The sequence below is a fragment of the Nocardioides sp. JCM 18998 genome (genome assembly GCF_055391535.1).
Genome location: NZ_AP043886.1, coordinates 3,397,731 through 3,422,732, shown reverse-complemented (window position 1 = coordinate 3,422,732; position 25,002 = coordinate 3,397,731). Strand labels below are relative to the sequence as shown.

At 68.1% G+C, this 25,002-nt stretch carries 16 protein-coding genes and 2 rRNA genes; 3 read left to right on the top strand and 15 right to left on the bottom strand.

Annotated features, from left to right (window positions below; genetic code table 11):
- Positions 1–79 precede the first annotated feature (79 nt).
- From ACZ5L9_RS16135 to argC, 12 genes are all read right to left on the bottom strand, one after another.
- A 23S ribosomal RNA gene (locus ACZ5L9_RS16135) occupies positions 80–3,154 on the bottom strand.
- A 501-nt stretch (positions 3,155–3,655) separates the two neighbouring features.
- Positions 3,656–5,171: ribosomal RNA gene (locus ACZ5L9_RS16130) — 16S ribosomal RNA — on the bottom strand.
- Together the 16S and 23S rRNA genes form the textbook arrangement of a ribosomal RNA operon.
- A gap of 412 nt (positions 5,172–5,583) precedes the next feature.
- Complete coding sequence (locus tag ACZ5L9_RS16125; protein WP_464529374.1) at positions 5,584–6,162, bottom strand: DNA-3-methyladenine glycosylase; 579 nt, start codon at positions 6,160–6,162, stop codon at positions 5,584–5,586.
- 2 nt (positions 6,163–6,164) lie between these two features.
- Complete coding sequence (argH, locus tag ACZ5L9_RS16120) at positions 6,165–7,595, bottom strand: argininosuccinate lyase (RefSeq protein WP_464529371.1); 1,431 nt, start codon at positions 7,593–7,595, stop codon at positions 6,165–6,167.
- The gene (gene argG / locus ACZ5L9_RS16115; RefSeq protein ID WP_464529369.1) at positions 7,595–9,025 is read right to left on the bottom strand and encodes an argininosuccinate synthase; all 1,431 of its coding nucleotides are present in this window, start codon (positions 9,023–9,025) and stop codon (positions 7,595–7,597) included. The genes argH and argG overlap by 1 nt, the downstream gene beginning before the upstream one ends.
- Positions 9,022–9,564 carry an arginine repressor gene (locus ACZ5L9_RS16110; protein ID WP_464529367.1) on the bottom strand — a complete coding sequence of 181 codons (543 nt, stop codon included), beginning with the start codon at positions 9,562–9,564 and terminating at the stop codon, positions 9,022–9,024. Before ACZ5L9_RS16110 ends, argG begins: the two co-directional genes overlap by 4 nt.
- Before the next feature lie 13 nt (positions 9,565–9,577).
- Positions 9,578–10,531, bottom strand: a complete 954-nt coding sequence (gene argF / locus ACZ5L9_RS16105) for an ornithine carbamoyltransferase (RefSeq protein WP_464529363.1) — start codon at positions 10,529–10,531, stop codon at positions 9,578–9,580.
- Positions 10,528–11,712, bottom strand: a complete 1,185-nt coding sequence (locus ACZ5L9_RS16100) for an acetylornithine transaminase (RefSeq protein ID WP_464529361.1) — start codon at positions 11,710–11,712, stop codon at positions 10,528–10,530. The genes argF and ACZ5L9_RS16100 overlap by 4 nt, the downstream gene beginning before the upstream one ends.
- Positions 11,709–12,644, bottom strand: a complete 936-nt coding sequence (argB, locus tag ACZ5L9_RS16095) for an acetylglutamate kinase (RefSeq protein ID WP_464529358.1) — start codon at positions 12,642–12,644, stop codon at positions 11,709–11,711. The genes ACZ5L9_RS16100 and argB overlap by 4 nt, the downstream gene beginning before the upstream one ends.
- Complete coding sequence (gene argJ, locus ACZ5L9_RS16090; RefSeq protein ID WP_464529355.1) at positions 12,641–13,798, bottom strand: bifunctional glutamate N-acetyltransferase/amino-acid acetyltransferase ArgJ; 1,158 nt, start codon at positions 13,796–13,798, stop codon at positions 12,641–12,643. The genes argB and argJ overlap by 4 nt, the downstream gene beginning before the upstream one ends.
- Positions 13,798–14,364 carry an ACT domain-containing protein gene (locus ACZ5L9_RS16085; RefSeq protein WP_464529353.1) on the bottom strand — a complete coding sequence of 189 codons (567 nt, stop codon included), beginning with the start codon at positions 14,362–14,364 and terminating at the stop codon, positions 13,798–13,800. The genes argJ and ACZ5L9_RS16085 overlap by 1 nt, the downstream gene beginning before the upstream one ends.
- On the bottom strand, positions 14,361–15,407 hold the full coding sequence (gene argC, locus ACZ5L9_RS16080) for an N-acetyl-gamma-glutamyl-phosphate reductase (protein ID WP_464529351.1): 1,047 nt from the start codon (positions 15,405–15,407) through the stop codon (positions 14,361–14,363). The genes ACZ5L9_RS16085 and argC overlap by 4 nt, the downstream gene beginning before the upstream one ends.
- A gap of 89 nt (positions 15,408–15,496) precedes the next feature.
- On the opposite strand from argC, the gene ACZ5L9_RS16075 reads away from it, so the two are divergent.
- The 3 genes from ACZ5L9_RS16075 (at position 15,497) to ACZ5L9_RS16065 (ending at position 18,174) form a co-directional block, all read left to right on the top strand.
- Positions 15,497–16,291 (top strand): maleylpyruvate isomerase family mycothiol-dependent enzyme, encoded by a 795-nt coding sequence (locus ACZ5L9_RS16075; protein ID WP_464529348.1) that lies wholly within the window; start codon positions 15,497–15,499, stop codon positions 16,289–16,291.
- Positions 16,292–16,363: 72 nt separating this feature from the next.
- Positions 16,364–17,353 carry an ATP-binding cassette domain-containing protein gene (locus ACZ5L9_RS16070; protein WP_464529346.1) on the top strand — a complete coding sequence of 330 codons (990 nt, stop codon included), beginning with the start codon at positions 16,364–16,366 and terminating at the stop codon, positions 17,351–17,353.
- Positions 17,350–18,174 carry an ABC transporter permease gene (locus ACZ5L9_RS16065; protein ID WP_464529343.1) on the top strand — a complete coding sequence of 275 codons (825 nt, stop codon included), beginning with the start codon at positions 17,350–17,352 and terminating at the stop codon, positions 18,172–18,174. Before ACZ5L9_RS16070 ends, ACZ5L9_RS16065 begins: the two co-directional genes overlap by 4 nt.
- Before the next feature lie 12 nt (positions 18,175–18,186).
- Here ACZ5L9_RS16065 and ACZ5L9_RS16060 read toward each other — a convergent pair whose 3' ends face one another.
- From ACZ5L9_RS16060 to pheS, 3 genes are all read right to left on the bottom strand, one after another.
- Complete coding sequence (locus ACZ5L9_RS16060) at positions 18,187–21,144, bottom strand: ATP-binding protein (protein ID WP_464529341.1); 2,958 nt, start codon at positions 21,142–21,144, stop codon at positions 18,187–18,189.
- 151 nt (positions 21,145–21,295) lie between these two features.
- Entirely contained in the window at positions 21,296–23,845 is a 2,550-nt protein-coding gene (pheT, locus tag ACZ5L9_RS16055; RefSeq protein ID WP_464529338.1) for a phenylalanine--tRNA ligase subunit beta, read from the bottom strand.
- Positions 23,846–23,848: 3 nt separating this feature from the next.
- Positions 23,849–24,958 carry a phenylalanine--tRNA ligase subunit alpha gene (pheS, locus tag ACZ5L9_RS16050; protein WP_464529336.1) on the bottom strand — a complete coding sequence of 370 codons (1,110 nt, stop codon included), beginning with the start codon at positions 24,956–24,958 and terminating at the stop codon, positions 23,849–23,851.
- Positions 24,959–25,002 lie beyond the last annotated feature (44 nt).

Below are 25,002 nucleotides of genomic sequence, written 5' to 3'. Positions count from 1 at the left end.
TGGTATCAATGTTGGTTCGTGGACGCGAACACTTCTTTGCGCAGTTCAGATTGCGTTTGTTGGTTTTGTTGAGCATTTGTAAGGCAAGCCCTCGGCCTATTAGTACCAGTCAGCTCTACCTCACGGTTGTACACTTCTGGCCTATCAACCCCATCGTCTATAGGGAGCCTTAACCCAATAAGGGTGGGAAACCTCATCTTGAAACATGCTTCCCGCTTAGATGCGTTCAGCGGTTATCACTTCCGAACGTAGCCAACCAGCCATGCACCTGGCGGTACAACTGGCACACCAGAGGTTCGTCCATCCCGGTCCTCTCGTACTAGGGACAGCCTTTCTCAAGTTTCCTACGCGCGCAGAGGATAGGGACCGAACTGTCTCACGACGTTCTAAACCCAGCTCGCGTGCCGCTTTAATGGGCGAACAGCCCAACCCTTGGGACCTACTCCAGCCCCAGGATGCGACGAGCCGACATCGAGGTGCCAAACCATCCCGTCGATATGGACTCTTGGGGAAGATCAGCCTGTTATCCCCGGGGTACCTTTTATCCGTTGAGCGATGCCGCTTCCACATGCCGACACCGGATCACTAGTTCCGACTTTCGTCCCTGCTCGACATGTCTGTCTCACAGTCAAGCTCCCTTGTGCACTTACACTCAACACCTGATTACCAACCAGGCTGAGGGAACCTTTGAGCGCCTCCGTTACATTTTAGGAGGCAACCGCCCCAGTTAAACTACCCATCAGGCACTGTCCCTGAACCGGATCACGGTCCTAGGTTAGACATCTAGTACGACCAGAGTGGTATTTCAACGATGACTCCACCCATACTGGCGTATGGACTTCACAGTCTCCCACCTATCCTACACAAGCCGAACCAAACACCAATACCAAACTATAGTAAAGGTCCCGGGGTCTTTCCGTCCTTCTGCGCGTAACGAGCATCTTTACTCGTAGTGCAATTTCGCCGAGTCCACGGTTGAGACAGCGCCCAAGTCGTTACTCCATTCGTGCAGGTCGGAACTTACCCGACAAGGAATTTCGCTACCTTAGGATGGTTATAGTTACCACCGCCGTTTACTGGGGCTTAAGTTCTCAGCTTCGACATTGCTGTCTAACCGGTCCCCTTAACCTTCCAGCACCGGGCAGGAGTCAGTCCGTATACATCGTCTTACAACTTCGCACGGACCTGTGTTTTTAGTAAACAGTCGCTTGGGCCTGGTCTCTGCGGCCATCACCGCTTCCCCACGCAAGGTGGTTCACGGATCCGGCCCCCCTTCTCCCGAAGTTACGGGGGCATTTTGCCGAGTTCCTTAACCATGGTTCACTCGATCGCCTTGGTATTCTCTACCTGATCACCTGAGTCGGTTTGGGGTACGGGCGGCTCGAAGCTCGCTAGAGGTTTTTCTCGACAGCATAGGATCATCGACTTCCCCCAAAGGGTCCCCATCAGATCTCAGACTTAATGCAACGCGGATTTGCCTACGTCACGTCCTACATCCTTAGCCGGCGACAACCATCGCGCCGGATCGACTACCTTCCTGCGTCACCCCATCGCTTACCTACTACACGCTCGGGTCATGCGCTACGCACACACGCCGCCCCCGAAGGGTTGGTCGCGGTGTTTCGGGCACTTAGCATCACGCGCCTCAGCATGGGCGCTTCTTCGCCGGTACCAGAATATCAACTGGTTGTCCATCGACTACGCCTGTCGGCCTCGCCTTAGGTCCCGACTTACCCAGGGCAGATTAGCTTGACCCTGGAACCCTTGATCATCCGGCGGATGAGTTTCTCACTCATCATTCGCTACTCATGCCTGCATTCTCACTCGTGTAAACTCCACGGCCAGATCACTCTGCCGCTTCACCGCATACACGACGCTCCCCTACCCACCCCAGACCAAGTCTGGAGTGCCATAGCTTCGGCGGGCGGCTTGAGCCCCGCTACATTGTCGGCGCGGAATCACTTGACCAGTGAGCTATTACGCACTCTTTCAAGGGTGGCTGCTTCCAAGCCAACCTCCTGGTTGTCACTGCGACTCCACATCCTTTTCCACTTAGCCGCCGCTTAGGGGCCTTAGCTGATGGTCTGGGCTGTTTCCCTCTCGACAATGGAGCTTATCCCCCACTGTCTCACTGCTGCGCTCTCACTTACACCCATTCGGAGTTTGGCTAACGTCAGTAACCTGGTCGGGCCCATCGGCTATCCAGTGCTCTACCTGATGCAAGAAACACGCAACGCTGCACCTAAATGCATTTCGGGGAGAACCAGCTATCACGAAGTTTGATTGGCCTTTCACCCCTATCCACAGGTCATCCCCTCCATTTTCAACTGAAGTGGGTTCGGTCCTCCACGCCGTCTTACCGGCGCTTCAACCTGCCCATGGATAGATCACTTCGCTTCGGGTCTAGAGCATGCGACTAAAACGCCCTATTCGGACTCGCTTTCGCTACGACTACCCCACACGGGTTAACCTCGCCACACACCACTAACTCGCAGGCTCATTCTTCAAAAGGCACGCCATCACCCCGAAAGGCTCTGACGGATTGTAGGCACACGGTTTCAGGTACTATTTCACTCCCCGCCAGGGGTACTTTTCACCTTTCCCTCACGGTACTTGTCCGCTATCGGTCATCAAGAAGTATTTAGGCTTAACAGGTGGTCCTGCCAGATTCACACGCCATTCCAGGAGTAGCGTGTTACTTGGGATGCACCTCCACAGTCCGTGTCTTACCACTACGGGACTCTCACCCTCTACGGCGCCGCTTCCCAACGACTTCGCATTCAACACGGATTTCTTACTGTGCCCCAGGCCGGCAGACCCAGGAGAAGGCTCCCACAACCCCAACCACGCAACCCCTGCCGGGTATCACACGTAACTGGTTTAGCCTGATCCGCTTTCGCTCGCCACTACTCACGGAATCACTATTGTTTTCTCTTCCTACCGGTACTGAGATGTTTCACTTCCCGGCGTTCCCTCCAACATCCCTATACATTCAGGATGCGGTAACACGACATGACTCGTGCTGGGTTCCCCCATTCGGACACCCCCGGATCAACGCTCCGTTGCCAACTCCCCAGGGCTTAACGCAGGCTCGCACGTCCTTCATCGGCTCTTGATGCCAAGGCATCCACCATGTGCCCCTCATAGCTTGCCAAACAAACACTCAACAAAAACAACAAACACCGACAACAAACCGGCATCCATCGCCTCATCAAGCAAAACTCAAATCAAAGGCAATAAACTACAAAGACTAAAGCACCGCCACCACCCGTACCTGGTGAAGTACGAAAGGCTTGCACGGCGGCACTCATAAGATGCTCGCGTCCACTATCCAACTATCAACCACCACACCCACCAACCCTCTCCCCCGGTACAACCGCACCAGGCTCGAGCGAAAGAGGCCACCCGTGAACCCGAACCCCGCAACCAACGGTCACGGCGAGCCAACAGGCCAGAGGAGTGTGATTCCTCAAAGCCCAACAGTGTGCCAAAACTCCCCTGTCCACCGGTGCACGATGAGGTTCCACGCCCCCGAAGAGGCAGTACTGACATCGAACACCAACCCGACCGGGCCCTTCATCGACGATTCCACTAGCGAGCAGCACCATCGCCAAGACACAGTTGTCCTGGACATCATGGCTGACTGACTCCTTAGAAAGGAGGTGATCCAGCCGCACCTTCCGGTACGGCTACCTTGTTACGACTTCGTCCCAATCGCCAGCCCCACCTTCGACAGCTCCCTCCCACAAGGGGTTAGGCCACCGGCTTCGGGTGTTGCCGACTTTCGTGACGTGACGGGCGGTGTGTACAAGGCCCGGGAACGTATTCACCGCAGCGTTGCTGATCTGCGATTACTAGCGACTCCGACTTCATGGGGTCGAGTTGCAGACCCCAATCCGAACTGAGACCGGCTTTTTGGGATTCGCTCCCCCTCACGGGATCGCAGCCCTTTGTACCGGCCATTGTAGCATGCGTGAAGCCCTGGACATAAGGGGCATGATGACTTGACGTCATCCCCACCTTCCTCCGAGTTGACCCCGGCAGTCTCCTATGAGTCCCCAACCGAATTGCTGGCAACATAGGACGAGGGTTGCGCTCGTTGCGGGACTTAACCCAACATCTCACGACACGAGCTGACGACAGCCATGCACCACCTATCTACCGACAAAAAGGGGCACTATCTCTAGCGCTTTCCGGTAGTAGTTGAACCCAGGTAAGGTTCTTCGCGTTGCATCGAATTAATCCGCATGCTCCGCCGCTTGTGCGGGCCCCCGTCAATTCCTTTGAGTTTTAGCCTTGCGGCCGTACTCCCCAGGCGGGGCGCTTAATGCGTTAGCTGCGGCACGGAACCCATGGAATAGGCCCCACACCTAGCGCCCAACGTTTACGGTGTGGACTACCAGGGTATCTAATCCTGTTCGCTCCCCACACTTTCGCTCCTCAGCGTCAGAACATTCCCAGAGAACCGCCTTCGCCACCGGTGTTCCTCCTGATATCTGCGCATTTCACCGCTACACCAGGAATTCCGTTCTCCCCTGAATGCCTCTAGTCTGCCCGTATCGAAAGCAGGCCAGGTGTTAAGCACCTGGTTTTCACTCCCGACGCAACAAACCGCCTACGAGCCCTTTACGCCCAATAATTCCGGACAACGCTCGGACCCTACGTATTACCGCGGCTGCTGGCACGTAGTTGGCCGGTCCTTCTTCTGTGCATACCGTCACTTGCGCTTCGTCTGCACTGAAAGAGGTTTACAACCCGAAGGCCGTCATCCCTCACGCGGCGTTGCTGGATCAGGCTTCCGCCCATTGTCCAATATTCCCCACTGCTGCCTCCCGTAGGAGTCTGGGCCGTGTCTCAGTCCCAGTGTGGCCGGTCACCCTCTCAGGCCGGCTACCCGTCGAAGCCTTGGTAGGCCATTACCCCACCAACAAGCTGATAGGCCGCGAGCACATCCTGGACCCAAAAAAGTTTCCACACACCCCCATGCGAAGATGTGTCATATCCGGTATTAATCACCGTTTCCGGTGGCTATCCCAGAGTCCAGGGCAGATTACTCACGTGTTACTCACCCGTTCGCCGCTCGAGTACCCCGAAAGGCCTTTCCGCTCGACTTGCATGTGTTAAGCACGCCGCCAGCGTTCGTCCTGAGCCAGGATCAAACTCTCCATCAAAAAACAAACACCCAACCACCCAAAAAGAGCAGCCGAGCAAGAAGAGATGCCTGCAACAAAACAAACCCCGACAATCTCTTGTCAGAATCATGTTCGTATCCGTCAAACCCAAAGATTCAACGGGGCACAACAAAATTAATTCGTCGACTATTTGACACACTGTTGAGTTCTCAAGAATCACACGCGCACCGTGCTCAGCCTCTCGGCCTCGCTGCGGGGCAACCCGACCAAACTTACCGGCCTGCATCTTCGGAGTCAACTTGGTGTCTGACTCAGTTTTGCGGGCCGGATGAGGCCGGTGTCTGAGCGCGCTTCACCCTGGTCTCTTTGCCTTGCGGCCTTGGGATCGGGTGTCGCTCGCGGCGACATGGAGAACACTACGCACGGGCGTCCGGGAGGCCAAATCGAAGCGTCAACGAGCCTTCGCCGGCCGGTAGGGCGAGACCGTCGGGTCCCCGGCGATCCAGAATCGCCACGGCCGCTCTGGCGCGCCGCGGAGCCCGACACGAGGCCCGCGGGCGACGTCCGCGACCGGCTCCTGAAGACGGAGCGACACCGGCTCCCCCGTACGGAGGTCGGTGCCGTTCAGGTCGAGCCGGATGTCGAGGGCCCGGCACAGCCGCGCGGGGCCGCGGGCCAGGTCACGCTCACGCGCTCCGAGCCGGCGGGTGCGGGCGAGGTCGATCCCGTCGATCACCTCGCCGGCGCGCAGGAGGATCCCGCTCGAGGTCCCCTCGCTCCCCGCGACGACGTTGGCGCAGACGTGCATGCCGTAGGTGAAGTAGCAGTAGAGCCGGGCCGGCGGGCCGAACATCACGGCGTTGCGTGCGGTCATCCCCCGGTAGCCGTGCGATCCGGGATCGGACTCTCCCGCGTACGCCTCCACCTCGGTCAGCCGGACGGTGACACCCGCGTGTCTCAGAAATGCGCCGAGGAGGCGTGGCGCGACCTGTTCGACAGGTCCCGCCAACGCCTCCTCGAGGTCAGACATGCTCAGCCGCGCAGCCCGGCGACCCTCGCGCGCAGCTCGTCCAGCTGCTCGCGTACGCGCTCGGGTGCGGTGCCCCCGCGTCCGCTGCGGGACGCGACCGAGCCCTCCGCCGTCAGCACGAGCCGCACCTGCGGCGTCAGCGCCGGCGAGATCGCGGCGAACTCCTCGTCGCTGAGTCCGTCGAGCTCGGTGCCCTTGGCCTCGGCCGCCCGGACGCAGGCGCCAGCGACCTCGTGCGCGATCCGGAACGGCGTGCCCTCACGGACCAGCCACTCAGCGATGTCGGTCGCCAGGGAGAAGCCCTGCGGGGCGAGGTCGGCCATCCGTTCGGTGTTGTACACCAGCGTCGCGACCTGGCCGGTGAAGGCCGGCAGCAGCACCTCGAGCGTGTCGACCGAGTCGAAGACCGGCTCCTTGTCCTCCTGGAGATCGCGGTTGTACGCGAGCGGAAGGGCCTTGAGCGTGCCCAGCAGGCCGGTCAGGTTGCCGATCAGGCGACCGGCCTTGCCGCGGGCGAGCTCGGAGATGTCCGGGTTCTTCTTCTGCGGCATGATCGAGGATCCCGTGGACCAGGAGTCGTGCAGGGTGACGAAGTCGAACTCCTTGGTCGCCCACAGGATGATCTCCTCGGCGATCCGGCTGATGTCGACGCCGATCTGGGCGCAGACGAACGCGAACTCGGCGACGAAGTCGCGCGACGCGGTGCCGTCGATCGAGTTGGCCGTCGATCCGGTGAAGCCCAGCTCCCGGGCGACCAGCTCCGGATCGAGCCCGAGGCTCTGACCGGCCAGAGCGCCCGAGCCGTACGGGGAGTCGCACTCCACCCGCGCCCGCCAGTCGGCGAGACGCTGGACGTCGCGCAGCAGCGCCCAGCCGTGCGCCATCAGGTGATGCGAGAGCAGCACCGGCTGCGCGTGCTGGAGGTGCGTGCGACCGGGCATCAACGCCGCACCGTTCGTGCCGTCGAGGTGCTTCTCGGCCTGCCCGGCGAGCGCCTCGACCAGGTCGAGCACCAGCCCGCTGACCACGCGGCCGTGGTCCAGCAGGTAGGAGCGGAACAGGGTGGCGATCTGGTCGTTGCGCGAGCGGCCGGCACGGAGCTTGCCACCGACCTCCGGGCCGACCTCCTCGATGAGCAGGCGCTCGAGGGCGCCGTGGACGTCCTCATCGGACTCCGCCGGGCGCAGCTCGCCGGAGCTCCACTTCGTGGCGAGCACGTCGAGACCGCGGTGCAGCTCGAGCTCCTCCTCCGCGGTCAGCAGACCCGCGGCACCCAGTGCCTTGGCGTGCGCGTGCGAGCCGGCAAGGTCGTAGAGGCCGAGGCGCCAGTCGAAGTGGGTCGAGCGGGAGAGCCGCTCGAGCTCGGGGCTGGGACCGCCGGCGAACCGGCCGCCCCAGAGCTTGCCCTCGTTGGTCCCCTGAAGCTCGCCCATCAGTCGGTGCCCGACTCCATGGCGACCTCGTCGACGACGGCCTCGGTGTCGGCGTCGACCTCCGTGGTGGCGGCGATCTGGTCGAAGCCGCCCGCAGGGAGCTCGCCGAAGAGCGTGCCGTGCTCGACCAGGACGGTGCCCTGGTCGAGCGGCTGGGCGGCGTAGAGCTCCAGCTTGGCCCGCGAGTCGGCGATGTCGAGGTTGCGCATGGTCAGCTGGCCGATCCGGTCGGTCGGGCCGAACGCGGCGTTCTCGACGCGCTCCATCGACAGCTTCTCCGGGTGGTAGGAGAAGTGCTCGCCGTCGGTCTTGAGGATGGTGTAGTCGTCACCGCGACGAAGGCGCAGGGTGACGGTGCCGGTGACCAGCGAGGCGATCCAGCGCTGGATCGACTCGCGCAGCATCAGCGACTGCGGGTCGAGCCAGCGGCCCTCGTACAGCAGGCGGCCGAGCTTGCGGCCCTCGTTGTGGTAGTTCGCGAGCGTGTCCTCGTTGTGGATGGCGTTGAGCAGCCGCTCGTAGGCGGCGAACAGCAGCGCCATGCCCGGCGCCTCGTAGATGCCGCGCGACTTGGCCTCGATGATCCGGTTCTCGATCTGGTCGGACATGCCGAGACCGTGCCGCCCACCGATCCTGTTGGCCTCGAGGACCAGGGCGACGGCGTCGTCGTAGCGCTTGCCGTTGATCGCGACCGGGCGACCGGCCTCGAAAGTGATGGCGACGTCCTCGGACTCGATCGCGACCGAGGCGTCCCAGAACTTCACGCCCATGATCGGCTCGACGGTCTCGAGGGACACGTCCAGGTGCTCGAGGGTCTTGGCCTCGTGGGTGGCGCCCCAGATGTTGGCGTCGGTCGAGTAGGCCTTCTCGGTCGCGTCGCGGTAGGGCAGGCCGTTGGCGAGGAGCCACTCGCTCATCTCGTGACGGCCACCCAGCTCGGTGACGAACGCCGTGTCGAGCCAGGGCTTGTAGATCCGCAACTCGGGGTTGGCCATCAGGCCGTAGCGGTAGAACCGCTCGATGTCGTTGCCCTTGTAGGTCGACCCGTCGCCCCAGATGTTGACGTCGTCGGCCTGCATCGCGCGCACCAGCATGGTGCCGGTGACGGCGCGGCCCAGCGGCGTGGTGTTGAAGTACGCCTTGGCACCCGAGCGGATGTGGAAGGCGCCGCAGGCCAGGGCGGCGAGCCCCTCCTCGACCAGCTGGGGCTTGATGTCGACCGCACGGGCGATCTCGGCGCCGTACTGCTTCGCCCGGTCCGGGACGCCGGCGATGTCCGGCTCGTCGGGCTGGCCGATGTCGGCGGTGTAGGTGCACGGGATCGCGCCCTTCGAGCGCATCCAGGCAACGGCGACGGAGGTGTCGAGGCCTCCGGAGAACGCGATGCCGACGCGCTCGCCCTGGGGCAGGGAGGTCAGGACCTTGCTCATGCTTCCTCTTCCGGGTGTTCTGTGCTGGTGCTGTGGTGAGCGAGGGCGAGGAACCGGTGGACCAGGTCCTCTCCCCCCTCCGGGTCACGGGAGATCACCATGACGGTGTCGTCCCCGGCGATGGTCCCGAGGATCTCGGGAAACTCTGCCTTGTCGATGGCGCTGGCCAGGAACTGGGCAGCGCCCGGCGGCGTGCGGAGCACGACCAGGTTGGCACTGGAGTCGGCGCTGGCGAGCAGCTCGGCGCAGAGCTTGGCGAGGCGGGTGCGGGCGGCGGCGGACTCCCCCGCGCTGACCGGGCGCCGATCGCCGCCCTCCGCGGGCAGGGCGTAGACCAGCGCGCCCGAGGGCGTCCGGACCTTGACCGCGTCGAGCTCGACGAGATCGCGCGAGAGCGTGGCCTGGGTGACCTTGACGCCGTTGCTCGCCAGCAGGTCGCCGAGCTCGATCTGGGAGTGGACCTCGTTGTTCCAGATCAGGTCGACGATCAGCTGGTGGCGGGCGTTCTTGGTCGCCGGTCGGACGGCCTGCTCGCTCATCGCCCCCACTCCGTCATCGGGCGTTCGCCTCGACGAGGCTGCGCTCCATGAGGAACGTGATGATCGCCTTCTGGGCGTGGCGACGGTTCTCGGCCTCGTCCCACACGACGCTCTGCGGACCGTCGATCACCTCGGCCGCGATCTCCTTGCCGCGGTAGGCGGGCAGGCAGTGCATCACGATGGCGCCGGGCCGGGCCCGGGCGACGAGCTCCTCGGTGAGGGCGTAGGCGGAGAAGACGGCGATCCGCGCGGCGGCCTCGTCCTCCTTGCCCATGCTGACCCAGGTGTCGGTGACCACGACGTCGGCGTCGGCCACGGCCTGCGCCGGATCGGTGAAGACCGCGACCGAGCCGCCGGTGGTCTCGCCGATGCTCGCCGCGGTGGCCAGGACCTCCGCGTCCGGAGCGGCGTGCTCGGGGGCACCGAAGCGGACGTGCATGCCCGCCGTGGCACCGGCCAGCGCCCACGAGTTGCCCATGTTGCAGGCGGCGTCGCCGAGGAAGGCGGCGGTGAGCCCCGCCAGGGCGCCCTTGTGCTCACGGATCGTGAGCAGGTCGGCGAGGAGCTGGCACGGGTGGAACTCGTCGGTGAGCGCGTTGACCACCGGCACGCCGGAGTGCTCCGCCATCTCGTCCAGCTTGGCCTGGGCGTAGGTACGCCACACGATCATGCTGGCCTGGCGGCCGAGGACCCGGGCGACGTCGGCGACCGACTCGCGCACGCCGATGCCGGCCAGGCCGCCGTCGACCAGCATCGAGTGGCCGCCGAGCTCGGAGATCCCGGCCGAGAAGGACGCCTGCGTGCGCAGGGTCGGCTTGTCGTAGATCGTCGCGACGGTGCGCGGACCGGCGAGCGGCTTGGGGCCGTACGGGTCGGCCTTGAGCGCGATCGCCAGATCGAGGACCTGGGCCTGCTCGGCAGGGGTCAGGTCGTCGTCGCGCAGGAACGAGCGGGGCGTGCTGGTCATGCGGCGGCCTCCGCTGCGTCGAGGATCGAGGGCCAGGCGGCGAGGAACGCCTCGGCGTCCTCGTCGGTCAGCACGAGCGGCGGTGCGAGCCGGACCCGCTCCGGCGTGGCGTTGTTGAGGATGAAGCCGCGCTCGAGCGCCGCGGCAGCGATCTTGGCGGTGTCGACGGTGGTGACGATGCCGATGAGCAGGCCGTCGCCGGTGGTCTCGGTGACCCTCGGGTCGGCGGCGACGCCGTCGCGGATCCTCTGGCCGAGCACGGTGGCCCGCGCGAGCAGGCCCTCGGCCTCGATCGTGCTGATCACGGCGAGCGCGGCCGCACACGCCGGCGGGTTGCCGCCGTACGTGGTGCCGTGGTTGCCCGGCTGGAGCAGGTCGGCCGCCGCACCGAGCCCGAGGCAGGCGCCGATCGGGAAGCCGCCGCCCAGGCCCTTGGCCAGGGTGATGACGTCGGGGGTGACCCCGGCCTGCTGGAACGCGAACCACGCGCCCGTACGGCCCATGCCGGTCTGGACCTCGTCGAACCAGAGCAGCGCGCCGCTCCGGTCGGCGATCTCCCGGGCCGCGGCCAGGAAGCCCGCGGGCGGGACGACCACGCCGGCCTCGCCCTGCAGCGGCTCGATCACGATCGCGGCGGTCCGGTCGGTGACCGCGGCCGCAAGCGCGTCGGCGTCGCCGTAGTCGACGAAGGTGACGTCACCGGGCAGCGGCTCGAACGGAGCCCGGTAGGCCTCCTTCGAGGTGAGCGCGAGGGCGCCCATCGTGCGGCCGTGGAACGAGCCCTTCATCGCGACCAGGTGGGTGCGCCCCGTGCGACGGGTCAGCTTGAACGCCGCCTCGTTGGCCTCGGTGCCGGAGTTGGTGAAGAAGACCTTGCCCTGCGTCTCGACGCCACCTGCGGCGACGAGCTCGAGCAGCTTCTCGGCCAGGCCGATCTGCGGGCCGGAGGCGAAGAAGTTGGAGATGTGGCCGAGCGTGGAGAGCTGCTCGGTGACGGCCTCGACCAGCGCCGGATGGGCGTGGCCGAGGGCGTTGACGGCGATGCCGCCGAGGAGGTCGACGTACGCGTTGCCGTCCTGGTCCCACACCTTGGCGCCCTCGCCGCGGGCGAGGACGAGCTTGGGCGGCCCGAACGTGTTCATCAGCGCGTGCTGGTAGCGCTCGTGCTGCGTCTGGGTCATGAGCGGGCCTTCCGGAGCTTGGTGTCGACGCCCGGGAGGACCTGGGTGCCGATGCCTTCGTCGGTGAAGATCTCGAGGAGGACGGCGTGCGGCTCGCGGCCGTCGACGACCGTGGCACGCGGGACACCGCCCTGGACGGCCTGCAGGCAGGCGCCCATCTTCGGGACCATGCCGCTGGCCAGGGACGGCATCAGCTCGGCGAGGGTCTCGGGGCTGATCTCCTGGATGAGGTCGTCGGAGTTGCCGTAGTCGCGGTAGAGGCCCTCCACGTCGGTCAGGACGAGGAGCTTCTCGGCCCCGAGCGCGACCGCCAGCGCGGCGGCGGCGGTGTCGGCGTTGACGTTGTGCGCCACGCCGGCCTCGTCGGGGGCGACGCTGGAGATGACCGGGATCCGACCGGCCTCGACGATGTCGAGCACCGCCTCGGGGCGGACCTTGGTGACCTCGCCGACCAGGCCGAGGTCGATCTCCTCGCCGTCGACGATGGTGTTGGTGCGGCTGGCGGTGAAGAGCCCGGCGTCCTCGCCGGAGAGGCCGACGGCGAGCGGGCCGTGCTGGTTGAGCAGGCCGACGAGCTCGCGCTGGACCTGGCCGACCAGGACCATCCGGACGACGTCCATCGCCTCGGGTGTGGTGACGCGCAGCCCGCCGCGGAACTCCGACTTGATGCCGAGCCGGTCGAGCATCCGCGATATCTGGGGGCCGCCGCCGTGCACCACGACCGGCTTGAAGCCGGCCAGGCGCAGGAAGGCGATGTCCTCGGCGAAGGCGTGCTTGAGGGCGTCGTCGATCATGGCGTTGCCGCCGTACTTGATGACGATGACCTTGCCGTTGTACTTCTTCAGCCACGGCAGGGCGGCCGCGAGCGTCGTCGCCTTGGTGGTGTCCACGCCCGAGATGGTCGACGTCGTGGTGTCGATGCTGTTGGTCATGAGCTGTAGGCGCTGTTCTCGTGGACGTAGGCGTGGGTGAGGTCGTTGGTCCAGACGGTGGCCGAGGCATCGCCCGACTTGAGGTCGATCGTGACGGTGACCTCGCGGTCCTCGAGGCTGATCCGGCTGGCGTCCTCCGCCGGGGTCGACTTCCGGCAGACCCAGACGCCGTTGAGCGCCACGTCGAGGTCGGCCGGGTCGAAGGCGGCCTGGGTGGTGCCGACCGAGGCCAGGATGCGGCCCCAATTGGGGTCCTTGCCGAAGATCGCGGCTTTGAAGAGGTTGGAGCGGGCGACCGAGCGCGACACCTCGACGGCGTCGTCCTCGGAGGCGGCGTTGATCGTACTGATCGCGATCGAGTGGTCGGCGCCCTCGGCGTCCTGCAGGAGCTGCAGGGCCAGGTCGGTGCAGGCCGCGCTGAGCTTGTCGGTGAACTCCTCGAGGGACGGCTTCACGCCGGACGCCCCGCTGGCCATCAGGGTGACGGTGTCGTTGGTCGACATGCAGCCGTCGGAGTCGAGCCGGTCGAAGCTGACGCGGGTCGCCGCGCGCAGCGCCCCGTCGAGCTCGGCCGCGGTGAGATCGGCGTCGGTGGTGATGACGACGAGCATGGTGGCCAGTGCCGGGGCGAGCATGCCCGCGCCCTTGGCCATCCCGCCGATCGACCACGAGCCGTCGTCGCTGACCACGTGGACCTGCTTGGCGACGGTGTCGGTGGTCATGATCGCGTGGGCCGCGTCGTCGCCGCCCTCCGCGCTCAGCGCGGCCGCCGCGGCGTCGACACCGGCCAGCAGGTCCTCGCGGACGTTGAGCAGCCCGATCAGGCCGGTGGAGCAGACGACCACGTCGCCGGCGCCGATGCCGAGATGCCCGGCGACCCGCTCGGCGGTCAGGTGGGTGGTCTGGAAGCCCTCGGCGCCGGTGTAGCAGTTGGCGCCGCCGGAGTTGAGCACGACCGCCTTGACGATGCCGTCCTTGACCACCTCCTTGCTCCACAGGACCGGGTTGGCCTGGCAGCGATTGGAGGTGAAGACGCTGGCGGACGCGAAGGACGGGCCCTGGTTGGCGACCAGGGCGAGGTCCTTCGTGCCGGACGACTTCAGACCGGCGGTGACGCCCGCAGCGGCGAAGCCCTTCGGGTGGGTGATGCTCATCAGTGCGTGCCCTTCTTGGGAGCCGCCTGGCGCTCGGCCTGGCGAGCAGCCTGGCGTGCGGCCTTGCCGACCGGCTTCTCACCCTTGTCGCCGCTCCTGCGCTGGGCCGGCTTGCCGCTGGTGATCGGGACGGCGGTGGTGACGGTGTGCCCCTGGGCGCGCCACGCCTCGGAGGCCTTCTCCACGTCGACGACGCGGACCATCACCCAGTCGGTCTCGTAGGTGGAGAACGGGTAGGCGGCGACGCCGGCCTCGGCCAGCGGCACGAGCAGCGCCGCGAGCAGGCCGACGGTGCCCTCCTCGATGCGTCCGACGACGCGGAACGCCTTGAGCGGGTGGATCGAGGGCGTCTTGGTCGGCACCGATCGACCGGCGCAGATCAGGCTCGTCTCGTACGCGGTGGCGGTGACGGAGAAGAGCGAGGACGACTCCGCCCAGGCGGGGACCTCCGAGCCGGGCGGCAGCTTCACGATCGCGAGCTTCTCGGGGTACTCGGCCAGGGTGACGGTCTGCTCGCTCCAGTGCAGCGGCGCGTCTTCCACGGGAATCTCGTTGTTCTCGGTCACGGGGCGAGTCCGATCGTGCTCAGGCCGGTGGCCTCATCGAGGCCGAGGGCGATGTTCATGCACTGCACGGCGGCGCCGGCAGTGCCCTTGGTGAGGTTGTCGACGACGCCGACGGCGACCAGGCGGCCCGCCGCCTCGTCGACGGTGACCTGCAGGTGGACGGCGTTGGCGCCGGCGACCGACTGGGTCTGGGGCCACTGGCCCTCGGGCAGGAGGTGGACGAACTGCTCGTCGGCGTAGGCCTTCTCGTACGCGGCGCGCACCTGCTCGGCGCTCACGCCCGGCTTGAGCCGGGCGGTGCAGGTCGCCAGGATGCCGCGAGGCATCGGCGCGAGCAGCGGGGTGAAGCTGACGGTGACAGGCTCGTCGGTGAGCGCGGAGAGGTTCTGGATGATCTCCGGCGTGTGCCGGTGGACGCCGCCGACGCCGTACGCGCTCATCGAGCCCATCACCTCGCTGCCGAGGAGGTTCGTCTTGGCGGCCTTGCCCGCGCCGGAGGTGCCGGAGGCCGCGACCACGACGACGTCGGGCTCGATCAGGCCGGCGGCGACGGCCGGGGCGAGGGTCAGCGAGGAGACGGTCGGGTAGCACCCGGGGACGGCGATGGTCTTCGCGCCCCGGAGCCGCTCGCGCTGGCCCGGCAGCTCGGGCAGGCCGTACGGCCAGGTGCCGGCGTGCCCACCGTTCTCCGTGCCGTAGAACCGCTCCCACAGCGCGGGATCGGCGAGCCGGTAGTCGGCGCCGCAGTCGATCACGACGGTGCCCTCGGGCAGCGCGGCGGCGATCGCGCCGGACTGGCCGTGCGGCAGGGCCAGGAAGACGACGTCGTGGCCGCTGAGGACCTCGATCGTGGTCTCCTCGATGATCCGGTCGGCCAGCGGGAGCAGGTGAGGCTGGAGCGCGCCGAGGCGCTGGCCGGCGTTGGACGCACCGGTCAGGGCGCCGATCTCGACGGCCGGGTGGCCGCACAGCAGGCGGAGGATCTCGCCGCCCGCATACCCACTCGCACCCGCCACTGCCGCCCGCACCTTCGTCATATGCATGACTATACACAACCCTGCATGTAGATGTGGCGAGGGGGGGGCGGGGAACCCGCTCGCGGTTGTCGGTGGCGATCGCTAGCGTCGCCGACATGACGCGGCTCCCCTTCGATGCCTACCTCGACCATATCCGGCGCGAGTCGGCCCGGTTCCGCGACGTGCTCACCTCGTGCGACCCCGCCGCTCGCGTGCCCTCGTGCCCGGACTGGGACGCCGGGGACCTGCTCTGGCATCTCACCCGGGTTCAGGCCTTCTGGTCCGACGTCGTGCGGAGGCGGCCGGCGACGCCTGAGGGCGCGCAGCCGCCGCGGTCGGACCAGGCCTACGCGGACCTGCTGTCCGGTTTCGATGCCGCTCACGCAGCGCTGGTCGCCGCGTTGGAGAGTGCCGACCCCGCCGACGCGGCGTGGACCTGGGCACAGGAGCAGACGGTCGGGTTCATCTACCGCCGACAGGCCCACGAGGTCCTCATCCACCGGCTCGACGCCGAGCTGGCCTGCGGCGTGGTGAGCCCGCTGGACCCGCGGCTCGCCGCCGACGGTGTAGAGGAGGCGCTCGCCGTGATCTTCGGAGGCATCCCGCCCTGGGGGTCCTTCGCCCCGCGCCCCGATCTCGTGCGCATGGACCTGAGCGACACGGACACGCAGGTCTGGGTGCGACTCGGCCACTTCTCCGGGACCTCACCCGAGGGTCAGGAGCACGTTGCGGAGCCCGGCCTCGCCGTCGTCGCCGACCCCGGAGTGGAGCCGGACGTGGTCGTCGAGGGCCTGGCCGGCGACGTGGACGCCTGGCTGTGGCGCCGTCGAGACGACGCAGACATCAACGTGGCGGGTGCCCGTGCGATCCACGAGCGGTTCCTCGCGCACATCCGACCGCCGAACACCTGAGGGGCGAGCTGTGAAACCGTGCGGAGGATGTCGTGAAAGCGGCGTGAAACCGGTGTGCCCCAGGCTAGGGCCATGACCACTTCTGAACTCGCAGTCGAGGCCTCCGGCCTGGTGAAGCGCTTCGGCGCCTTCACCGCCGTGGACGGCGTCGACCTGGCCGTGAAGCCGGGCGAGGTCTTCGGCGTGCTCGGCCCCAACGGCGCCGGCAAGACCACCACGCTCTCCATGCTCGCCACGCTGCTGCCCATCGACGGCGGGCGAGCCTCCATCTTCGGCGTCGACGTCGCGTCGGCCCCCCACCAGATCCGACAGCTCGTCGGCGTCACCGGGCAGTACGCCTCGGTCGACGAGAACCTGACCGGCTCGGAGAACCTGTGGCTCTTCGGCCGGCTCCACGGCCGCTCCGCCAAGCAGTCCAAGGCCCTGGCCACGGACCTGCTGGAGCGCTTCGGACTCACCGAGGCCGCGGGCAAGCAGATCAAGGACTACTCCGGCGGCATGCGCCGCCGCCTCGACCTGGCCGCCTCGCTGATCAGCTCTCCCCCGCTGATCTTCCTCGACGAGCCGACCACCGGTCTCGACCCGCGCACCCGCAGCCAGATGTGGGACACGATCCGCGATCTGGTGGCGCAGGGCTCGACGATCCTGCTCACCACTCAGTACCTCGACGAGGCCGACCAGCTCGCCGATCGGATCGCTGTGATCGACCGCGGCCGCAAGGTCGCCGAGGGCACGCCTTCGGACCTCAAGACCAGCGTGGGCGAGTCGACGCTGCAGCTGCGGCTCTCCGACAAGTCCCTGATCGCGGACGCCGGCCTGCTCGTCAAGCGGGTGACGGGCAGCGACGCGGTCCTCACCCCGGAGGCCGGGGGCCTCAACGTCCCGCTGCCCGACGCCAACCAAGCGGCCGACGTGCTGATCGCACTGCGGGAGGCGAAGGTGTCCATCACCTCCGCCTCGGTGCAGCAGCCCACGCTGGACGAGGTGTTCCTCGCCCTCACCGGGCACGACACCGGCCAGTCCTCCGACAACCAGTCCGAGACCGAGGAGGTCCTCCGATGAGCTCCCTGACCGCCCAGCGCAGCATCGCCGTCGCCAAGGAGCACCTGACCGTACGCCCCACCCTCGGCGAGACGGTGTCGCAGAGCCTCACGATGGCGTGGCGTGCGCTGAAGAAGATGCGCCGCAACCCCGAGCAGTTCTTCGATGTGATCATCCAGCCGCTGTTGTTCACGGCGATGTTCACCTACATCTTCGGCGGCGCGGTCGCCGGTGGGGTCAAGAGCTACCTGCCGATCGTGATCCCCGGCATCCTCGCCCAGACGGCGTTGACGGCCTGCATGGCGACCGGCACCCAGATGCGCGAGGACATGGAGAAGGGGGTCTTCGACCGCTTCCGATCCCTGCCCATGTCGCGGATCGCTCCACTCGCCGGACCGATGCTGGCCGATGTGCTGCGCTACGGCATCGCGGCGACCCTGACGCTCGCCACCGGCTTCGCGATGGGCTACCGCCCCGGCGGCGGCTTCACCGGCGTGGTGCTCGGCTGGTTGCTCGTGGTCTTCGCGGGTTGGTCCCTGTCGTGGATCTTCGCCTGGCTGGGCACCATCGCCCGCTCGGCGCAGGCGGTGCAGGGCATCGGGATGATGATCATGTTCCCGCTGACGTTCCTCTCCGACGCGTTCACGCCGAAGGACACCATGCCCGACTGGCTGCAGCACTTCGTCGCGGTCAACCCGGTGACCCTGGTCATCCACGCGCTGCGTGACCTGATCAACGACGGCCAGGTCACCGCCAACGTCGCCTGGGCGCTGCTGGGCTGCGTCGCCATCGTGGCCGTCTTCGCGCCGCTGGCGATCCGGTCCTACAGCCGCAAGGTCTGAGGCACTCGCTCCTCAGAGCGACCCGAGCAAGGCACGAGCCTCGTCCCGCAGCACGTGCGCGGGGCGGGGCTCGATGTCGTACGGGATGGGCCGGGTAAGCATCGGACGCAGCCAGTCGGGCGTGAGGCTCGGCAGCATCTGGTTGAAGCTGAACTCCGCGGCGAGCGCGAGGATCCGCTCCGCGCGTTCCTGGGCACCCCCGGTCGCGTCCCAGGCCGCGAGTGCGAAGAGCGCCGACCCGACGAGCGGATGGTCGAGCGTGCTGTCGCCGCCGATGAGGTCGCTGAGCTTGGTCAGCAGCGCGTCGCGGTCGGCCGTGGCCTCGTCGTGGTGGCCGTAGCGGCACTGCGCCGCGAGCGAGGCCGCCCGTGGGAAGAGGATCCACGGCTCGAATCCGTCCAGCTCCAGCTCCAGTCCCGGGAGCGGGCGATCCGAGAGGCGCCGTACGGCATGCCGGTAGGCCGCGAGGCCCTCGTCGATCCGGCCCTGGGCCAACAGCAGCTCGGCGCGCCCGCAGAGCTGGCTGATCGCTCCGCCGAAGACGGACTCCGAGCGCTCGTCGCCGGCCAGCTCGTCGAGGATCCTCTCGGCCTCGTCAAGCTCGCCTTCGGTCATCGCGATCAGCGCGATCGCCGCCTGGGTCTGCATCCAGTCCTCGATGGCGCCGAGCTCGACCATCACGGGGACCGCCGCGCGGGCGTACGCCTTGGCTCTGCTGCGCTCCCCCTGCTGGAGCAGGAGCCCGGCGAGGTGGGCATGGACCAGTCCCTCGGACCACGGGCCGTCGGCCGCGTCGCAGAGGGTGAGCGCGCGCTCGGCCATCGTGACCGCCCGGCGCAGCGAGCCGAGGTTCTCCGCCGCCTGGCTCGACAGGATCGCCGCCCACTGGGCGAGCTGCCGGTCCGGCGACGTTGCCATCTCCTCGAGGGCGTCCAGCTGCTTGTCCTCGGGTACGTCGCTCAGGGCGAGCACGCCGGTGACGACGGCGCGCGTACGGGCCTCCGCGGAGTCCGGTCCGAGCTCGCGCAGCCGGTCGAGGCCGGCGGCCATGGCCGAGGCACCCGAGACGCCGCCGAAAATCCGGCCGGTGAACAGGATGCTGGCCAGCGCGGCGCGCAGGCCGTCCTCGGCCTCGGGCGGCACCTCGCCCTTGGCCAGCAGGGGCAGCACCGGCACGGCCAGGTTGAGCACCTTGAGGTGGCTGCCCTCGACCGACCAGAAGCCGATCAGGGCGGACAGGATCGTCGAGGCCGCCTCGGCGTCGGCGATGTCGGCAGCGTGCCGCAGCCCCTCGACGAGGTTGCCCTCCTCGGAGCGCAGCAGCGCCATCGTCGAAACCTGGGCCGGACTGAAGAGCGCCGCCCGGGCCCCCGCGCACAGGGTGATCGCCCACCGCCGCAGGTGCTCGCCGGCCTCGACGTCGTCGCCGGCGTCGACCAGCTGCATCCGGCCGAACTCGCGAACCGTCTCCAGGAGCCGGTAGCGCAGCGTCTCCCCCTCGGTCACGACCACCAGCGACTGGTCGATGAGGGCGGTGAGGACGTCGAGCGCGTCCAGCGAGTCGGCGCGCTCATCACCCGAGGCGAGGATCGCGCTCGCGCCGTCGAGGGAGAAGCCGTCCCGGAAGACGCTGAGCCGGCGCAGGGCGAGGCGCTCGGGCTCGGTGAGGAGGTTCCAGGACCAGTCGATCACGGCGAGCAGCGTCTGGTGTCGCTCCGGCGCATCGCGGGCACCGCCGCGCAGCAGCGCGAACCGGTTCTCCAGGCGGCGCTCGATCTCGGGCACGCTCATCACCCGGACCTTCGCCGCGGCGAGCTCGACGGCGAGCGGCAGGCCGTCGAGACGGCCGACCAGCGCGGTCACGCGCTCCGGGTCGAGCACGGCACCGGGCCGCGCCGCCTCGGCGCGCTCGCAGAACAGCGCGGCGGCGTCGGCGGTGCTGAGCTCCGGGAGGAGGTAGGTCCGCTCCGCGGCGAGGCCGAGCGGGATGCGGGTGGTGGTGAGGACGGTGAGGGCGGGCGTACGGGCGAGCAGCGCCGACACCAGGTCCGCCACGCCCTCCACGACCTGCTCGCAGTTGTCCAGGATGAGCAGGGTCGGCACCGTGCCGATGAGGTCGGCGATGCGGCTGACCGGGTCGTTGCGCTGGCCGGTGATCTGCCCGCGCCGGGTGGCGACCGCCTCGCGCGCGCCGAGCGCGTCGGCGACCTCGACCGGGACACCGCTGTTGCTCGTGACCGAGACCAGCTCGACGAAGTGCACGACCGGCTGCTCGGCCAGGCGGCCCATCAGGTGGGCGAGCCGGGTCTTGCCGAGCCCGCCGGCGCCGACGATCGAGACGACCCGGTGGCTGCGGACCAGGGTGCTGAGTGCCGCGACGTCGGCCTCGCGGCCGATCATCTCGTCGGCGTCGAACCGCAGCCCCGCCCGCACCGGGGCATCACGGGCGAGCAGCTCCTGGTGGAGCTGCTGGAGTCGCGGTGCGGGATCGATGCCGAGCCGGTCGGCGAGCCGCTCGCGGTAAGCCTCGAAGGCCTCGAGCGCGGCGGGGGTCCCCTCGACGGCCGCGATCGCGCGGATCGTCGCCTCCACCGCGTCGTCGTCGGGCGCGTCGAGCTCGCGAAGGAGCGGGAGCGCTTCGGCGTACCGTCCCTCGGCCGCGAGCCGCAGGGCGTCCGGGCGCAGCGCCCACGCGTCCACCTCGCCCTGCGCCAGGGACAGCCGGTAGCCGGTGGCGGTCCGCTCGATGGCCTCGGGAGCCGTCGCGGAGCGGGCCCGGGAGACGACCACCTGAAGCGCCTTGGTCGGGTTGGCCGGCTGCTCGTCCGGCCAGATCTCCTCGATCAGGCTCTGCTCGCCCAGCCCGCGGGCCCCGGCGTCAGCCAGGGCCCGCAGCAGGACATGGGTGCGCTCCCCCGGTACCGACCGGTCGTCCCAGGTCACCTCGTCGAGGACACGCAGCCGAACCACGGAGAGATCATGCCAGTTCGGGCGCGAAGGTCTCGATACGCCCACGCTCGTTCCTCACGCTCGCTACTCGGCCACGGATGGTCCGTTGGTCGAGTAGCGATGGTCCGTTGGTCGAGTAGCGAGCGCCAGCGAGCGTATCGAGACCCGGGCCTCAGGCGCGCTGGGTGGCGCCGGTCAGCTCGGTCGCGCGGGCGACCGCGGCGTCGCGGGCGGCGGCCGTCTCCTCGGCGGTGAGCGTGCGGTCCGCGGCCCGGAAGCGGAGCGCGAAGGCCAGCGACTTCTTGTCCGCACCGAGCTGGTCGCTGGTGTAGACGTCGAAGAGCCGGACCGACTCCAGCAGCTCGCCGGCGCCCTCGCGCAGCGCTGCCTCGACGGCGGCGACGGTGACGGAGGCGTCGACCAGCAGAGCGACGTCCTCCTTCGCCTGCGGCATCGTCGAGAAGACGGGTCCGGGCGTACGGGCCGGGGCGAGCGAGATCAGCGTGTCGAGGTCGATCGCGACGGCGGCGCTGCGCGCGGGCAGGCCGTACGCCTTGCACACGTTGGGGTGCAGCTCACCGGCGAACCCCAGAGCGATCGGCGTCGGGTGGCCCTGCGCGGAGATCGTGGCGCAGCGGCCCGGGTGCCACGGCATCACGGCGGCCGACTCGACGGCGATCTCGACGCCGAGCTCGTCGGTGAGGCGCCGCACGGTTGCGAGCGCGTCCTCCCAGCCGGCGTTGCGGCCCTGACCCCACCAGCCACCACGCTCGTACTCGCCGGCGAGAACGACCCCCAGCTCGGTCCACTGGGTCGGCACGGCGGCCAGCAGGGCGGCCAGCTCGTCGTCGGTGGGTCGACGCTCGACGCCGTAGATCGGCGCGGCGCCTGCCTCGGACGGCTTGGCGACGATCTGGGTCTCGAAGAGCGCGACGCCGTTGGCACCGCGACCGAGGTTGCGGCCGGCCGCCTCGAGCAGGCCGTGCAGCACCGTGGTGGTGTACGCCGGAGCCTCCGCCGAGAGCGGGTTGGCGAGCTTGACCGTGTTGCGGCGCGGGTCGTCCTCGGCCAGGCCGAGCTGCTCCCAGGCGGCGTCGCCGACGAACGGGAAGCTGACGACCTCGACGAGCCCGCCGCCGGCCAGGGTGCGGCCGACCCGACGGCGCAGCGCCTGGCTGCGGGTCAGGCCGCGACCGGTCGCTCGACGCGGCAGGACCGACGGAACCTGGTCGTAGCCGACGATGCGGACGACCTCCTCGACCAGGTCGTACGGGTCGTTGATGTCGGGGCGCCAGGCCGGGGCCGTGACCGTGATCGTGGGCTCGCCCCCCGAGGACTCGACCACCTCGGCGCCGATGGCGCGCAGGTGCTCGATCGCCCGCTCGGCCGGGATGTCGATGCCGCTGAGTCGGGCGGGCAGGGTCGCGTCGATGGTGATCGACGGGCGCACGGGTGCGGTGCCGACCACCGTCACGCCGGCGTCGGCCGTGGCACCGCCGAACTCGACGAGGAGCTCGACGACGCGGTCGGCGGCGGCCTCGCAGATCGTCGGGTCGACGCCGCGCTCGTTGCGCTTGCCGGCCTCCGAGCCGATCTTGTGGCGCTTGCCGGTGCGGAACATCGCGACCGGCTCCCAGTGGGCCGCCTCGATCAGCACCGAGGTCGTCGTCTCCGACATCTCGGTGGTCTCGCCGCCCATCACGCCGCCGAGGCCGATGATGCCGGAGTCGTCGGTGACGACCAGGTCCTCGGTCGAGAGCGTGCGCTTGGCACCGTCGAGCGTGATCATCTGCTCGCCCGGGGCGGCGCGGCGGACGCGGATCGCGCCCTGGAGCTTGTCGCGGTCGTAGCCGTGGATCGGGCGACCGGTCTCGAGCATCACGTAGTTGGTGATGTCGACGGCGAGCGAGATCGAGCGCATGCCGGCCTGCTCGAGCCGCTTCGCCATGAACTCCGGGGTCGGCGCAGAGGCGTCGAAGCCGGTGACCGTACGGGCGACGAAGACGGGGCAACCGACCGCGTCGTCGACGACGACCGGGTAGCCGTCGGCGTTCGCGGCGGGGGTCTCGCGCAGCGCGGGGTCGCGGTACGTCGTGCCGTCGAATCCGAGGGCCGCCTCGCGGGCGATGCCACGCAGCGAGAGCGCGTACGCGCGGTCCGGGTTGATCTCGAACTCGATGACCTCCTCGCCGAAGCCGAGGAAGTCGCGGGCGTCCGTGCCCGGCTCCGGCCCGTCCTCGGGCACGACGACGATGCCGTGGGCGTGCCCTGAGCCTGTCGAAGGGTCGTCGGGCAGGCCGAGCTCGGCGGCAGAGCAGATCATGCCGGCGGACACGTGGCCGTAGGTCTTGCGCGCACTGATCTGGAAGTTCCCCGGCAACACGCCGCCCGGCAGGATCACGACGACCTTGTCGCCGGGGCCGAAGTTGTGCGCGCCGCAGATGATGCCCACCCCGTGATCAGCCTCACCGGTGCCGTGGACGGCGTTCAACTCCGGACCGACGTCGACGGTGCACCAGTTGATCACCTTGCCGTTCTTCTGCGGCTCCTTCTCCTGGGTCAGCACGCGGCCGATCACGAGCGGGCCGGTGATCCCGGAGCCGGCGGCCTCGATCGCCTCGAGCTTGAGGCCGAGCGCGGTGAGCCGGTCGGTGAGGGTCTCGGTGGTGACCTCGGCGGGGAGGTCGACGTACTCCTTGATCCAGGAGACGGGGGCCTTCATCGCTCAGAGCTCCGATCCGAAAGCAGTGGTGAAACGGACATCGCCCTCGAAGAGCGTGCGCAGGTCCTCCAGGCCGTGGCGGAACATCAGCGTCCGCTCGATGCCCATGCCGAACGCGAAGCCGGAGAACCGGTCGGCGTCGATGCCGCAGGCGCGCAGGACGCGCGGGTTGACCATGCCGCAGCCGCCCCACTCGATCCAGCCCTCGCCGCGACAGGTGCGGCAGTGCTCGGATTCGATCCCGCGGCAGACGAAGCAGACCAGGTCGACCTCGGCGCTGGGCTCGGTGAAGGGGAAGTACGACGGGCGGAACCGGGTGGTGATGCCCTCGCCGAACATCTGGCCGGCGAAGTGGTCCAGGGTGCCCTTGAGGTGGGCCATCGTGATGCCCTCGTCGATGGCGAGGCCCTCGACCTGGTGGAACATCGGGCTGTGGGTGGCGTCGTACTCGTCGGTGCGGAAGACGCGACCGGGGCAGACCACGTAGATCGGGGCGTCCTCGGTGACGCCGCGCGTCAGCATGGTGCGCGCCTGGACCGGCGAGGTGTGCGTACGCAGGACGACGTGGTTCTCGGCCGGCTCGGTCCAGAACGTGTCCTGCATGGTGCGGGCCGGGTGGTCCGGGCCCAGGTTGAGGGCGTCGAAGTTGAGCCACTCGGCCTCGATGACCGGGCCCTCGGCGACCTCCCAGCCCATCGCGACGAAGATGTCGGCGATTAGCTCGGCGCCGGTGGTCAGCGGGTGCCGGCCGCCGGCCGGGCGCCGGTCGGTCGGCAGGGTCACGTCGACCGCCTCCTCGACCAGGATGCGCGCCTCGTGCTCGGCCTCGAGCACCAGCTGACGCTCGGCGAGCGCCTTGTTGACCGCGCCGCGGGCCTGGCCGACGCGGGCACCGGCCTCCTTGCGGGCGGCCGGCGGCAGCGCGCCGATCTCCCGGTTGGCCAGGGCCAGCGGGGAGCGGTCGCCCACGTGGTCGAGACGGACGGTCTTGAGCTGCTCGAGATCGGCAGCGGCAGCGATCGCGGCCAGAGCGGCATCGCGCGCGCCCTCGACCTCCTCGGCCTTCAAGGGAGTGACCTCCACGGGGTCGTAATCGGAGTTCGGGCCGGACATGGCGCTCAGTCTAGGAAGCGGCGGCCGTCCGCCGCGAACCGGTT